At 36.3% G+C, this 1,158-nt stretch carries 1 protein-coding gene; it reads left to right on the top strand.

Translation table 11 applies throughout. The features are described from left to right. On the top strand, positions 1–1,158 hold a 1,158-nt coding region (locus QEZ38_RS09675), incomplete at both ends, for a Rib/alpha-like domain-containing protein (RefSeq protein ID WP_281335782.1).

The raw sequence follows: 1,158 nt of genomic DNA, 5'->3' as shown, positions 1-1,158 counted from the left end.
CCAGATGCACGTTTAGCTGACAAAAAAGGTCAAGAAGTAGAAGATGCTTCAAAAGTTGTTGATAAAGTAGAAAAAGATGGCAACAATGTTGTTGTAACCTATAAAGATGGTTCTAAAGATACAAAACCATTGTCAGAATTTGTAAACGTAGCTCCAAAAGTAGAAGTTCCATACTCAAATGAAGCTAATAAACAAATCTATGTTTATACAGGTGAAAACACTGATCTAACTTTCAAAGGTACAGATGAAAAAGAAGTTAAAGATCTTTACCTACGTGGACCTGGAGATGTTTCATGGAATAACGCGAATAAATATGGATTTACAACAGGTAAAGTTGAAAATGGCGCAGTGACTGGAGAAGGTTCAGTATCTGAAGATAAGACATCAGCTACTATCAAGATGACTGGTACTACAAACCTTAAAGCTGGTCAAGAGTGGACAAGTTTTATCGTTTCTAAAGACAACAATGGCGAACTTTCAAACACTGATTACAGAGCGCTAGATGTAGATCCTAACGCTAAAGAAAAACCAGGATATGTTCGATTTGTAGTTAAAAATCAAACATCTAAATACGATATAGCAACTCCAGCTCCAGCTGATAAAGTTGAAGTAGCAGATCCAACTAAGGTAACAGATGCTGAGTTAGATAAAATCAAAGAAAAACTTCAACTTAAGTACAATAAAGATAACGACGATGCGAATATCGCAAAAGATACTCCAGTTAATAAAGATGGTAAGATTCAATCAGTCACAAAAGATGACAAAGGAAATCTTGTCGTAACATATAAAGATGGTTCTAAAGATACAAAACCATTATCAGAATTTGTAACTAAAAAACCAAAACAAGCAGATAAGAACGAGCCAACACCAAAAGCTCAAACTGTAGACAAAGGAACTGAACCAAAAGCAGAAGATTCAATCGGTAACTTGAAAGATCTTCCTAAGGGTACAACAGTAGCCTTCAAGGAACCAGTAGATACAGCAACACCAGGTGAAAAACCTGCGACAGTCGTTGTAACTTACCCAGATGGATCAACAGACGAAGTTCCAGTTAAAGTAACTGTTCAAGAACCAAGTTCAGAACCAAAACAAGCAGATAAGAACGAGCCAACACCAAAAGCTCAAACTGTAGACAAAGGAACTGAACCAAAAGCAGAA

The organism is Streptococcus taonis (genome assembly GCF_029948085.1).
Lineage (GTDB): Bacteria > Bacillota > Bacilli > Lactobacillales > Streptococcaceae > Streptococcus > Streptococcus taonis.
The sequence above is the reverse complement of the archived record's forward strand: the minus strand, read 5'-3'. Positions and strand labels throughout refer to the sequence as shown.